This is a genomic window from Porphyromonas uenonis 60-3, assembly GCF_000174775.1.
In the GTDB taxonomy this organism is placed as follows: Bacteria; Bacteroidota; Bacteroidia; order Bacteroidales; family Porphyromonadaceae; genus Porphyromonas; species Porphyromonas uenonis_A.
Map to the genome: position 1 here is coordinate 1 of NZ_ACLR01000175.1, position 2,117 is coordinate 2,117.

Below are 2,117 nucleotides of genomic sequence, written 5' to 3' on the forward strand. Positions count from 1 at the left end.
CGAATAAATATGTCTCCCTCGTACCTGATGACGCTGATGGCTACTATCAGCGTGCTCAGATCAAGAGTAAGTCCCAGGACCTCCAGGGAGCCATCGATGACTACTCCAAGACCATCGAGCTAAGCGACACCTACTTATGGGCTTACCTCAAGCGAGCAGACCGCTACACAGCATTGGGACGCAAGGACGCTGCCACAGCCGACTATCGCAAGGTAATCGAGATCCTACAGGAGCACGATGCGACAGACATCGCCATGGCGTATGCTTACCAGTCTCTAGGCGAGCAGGAGCAAGCCATCGCAGCCATCGCTAAGTGTATCGAGGAGGCCCCCGACGATGCCGAGCTCTACTACAGCATCTCAGGAGTCTATGGGCGAATGGGTAAGACGGAGCAAGCACTAGACAACCTACGCATCGCCCTCGAAAAGGGATACAAAGACCTCATCTACATTGAGGACGACACAGACATCGCCGCCCTACGAGACAATCCACAGTACAAAGCCCTCATACAGCAGTACAAGGAGAAGCTAGGCTATAAGAAGCCCCAATAATAAGCACCCCAGACACAATCGCATAGCCACGAGGAGAGTCACAAGTCTCTCCACGTGGCTTTCTTATGTCCTCTGGTAACCATGAGACTGTTGCAAAAGTCAACAGTCTCACAATCTTGCTTGCAAGATTGCCCTGACTTTGCAGAAAGGATGAAGCGCAAGGCGCTGAGGGTGAGGTCTGAAGGGAGCATACATCCGTATGTGACCGAAGCCGAATCCCGAAAGCAACACAGCGATTCGCCTTTATGCAACAGTCTCAACATGCTGCAGACACGCACTACACGCTCCTCCACAACCGCAAGGCTATCGTTGCCTTCCTCAACAAAGAGCTAGAGCTATCCTAGCTGCCAGAGCTTATCCTCTCGAAAGAAATAGCTAAATTTGTAGCAACAAACCAGCAACTTATATCATACGATGAAGCGAATCATGGCTCTACTGCTAAGCCTCCTCTGCTTAGCCACTACGCTGTCCGCTCAGGTGCAGGACACGACAGCTCTCTCTGCACAAGACTTGCCCACCTTGGAGCGAACCTTTGACACATTCTCACCCGACCTCCAGGATACCCTAGGGATCATCATGTCTGAACCAGAGGATCAGACAGCGTTCCTCGAGCACGTCCAGAAAGCACTCCAGAGCGAGCCTAACAATGGTGTCGCTTGGGCTTACGTCGCCACCATTTACCGTATGCAGGGCAAGACCGAGCAAGCTCTAGAGGCTGCCACCAAGGCGATCACCTTCCTACAGGCGAAGCCTGCACGTAGAGCTATGGTCTACAGCCTCCGCTCTGATATCTATACAGACCTCGAGGATGGTGTCAAGGCACTTATGGACCTGCACTCTGCTATCAAGGATGCTCCCGACACGCCTAATCTATACTTAAAGCGTGGGAATCTCTATGCCGCTATGGGGCAGTACGACCTCGCAGAGGTGGATATGCGTAAGATCGCTTCGCTCGATCCTAAGAACCCAATAGGCTATATTGGATTGGCTGTGATTGCGATGCAACAAGAGAGGTATGAGGATGCCATACAGAACCTGAACGAAACTATCAAGCTCGAACCTAACGAAGGCTTTCTCTACTATTTGAGAGCTAATGTATACATCAAACTAGAGCACTACAATGAGGCGATGGATGACATTATCTATACCATTGCGAATGGGATAGCAAATGAAGACACCTATTCCCTACTCAATGTCATCGCAGCTCAGGCGATGCCTACCCTCGAATCTAAGCTCAAGGCTCTGGAGTCCATGAGCAAAACGGGAGAGTACCTCTTCCTTATCGGTTTGGCACATCAAAACATCGGAGACAACAAGGGTGCGCTGGAGTACTACCAGCAAGTCACAGAGCGACAAGAGCTAGACGATGTCGTAGCCAGCCACATAGCGACTGCCTATCAGGGGATAGGTGACTACAGCTCTGCCCTCAAGTATATCGATGAGGCTATCTCGCTAGACCCTACAGACTACACCTACATTTATACCAAAGCGCAGATGCTCTCAGAGGATGGCAATCTCCGAAGAGCCCTCGCAGAGTCGAATAAATATGTCTCCCTCGTACCTGAT

Annotated in this window: 2 protein-coding genes; both read left to right on the top strand. The window is 51.0% G+C overall.

What is annotated here, in order from left to right; translation table 11 throughout:
* On the top strand, positions 1-551 hold a 551-nt coding region (locus tag PORUE0001_RS05975; protein ID WP_007365548.1), incomplete at its 5' end, for a TPR end-of-group domain-containing protein.
* A gap of 414 nt (positions 552-965) precedes the next feature.
* A partial coding sequence (locus PORUE0001_RS05980) for a tetratricopeptide repeat protein (protein ID WP_007365547.1) occupies positions 966-2,117 on the top strand: 1,152 nt, incomplete at its 3' end.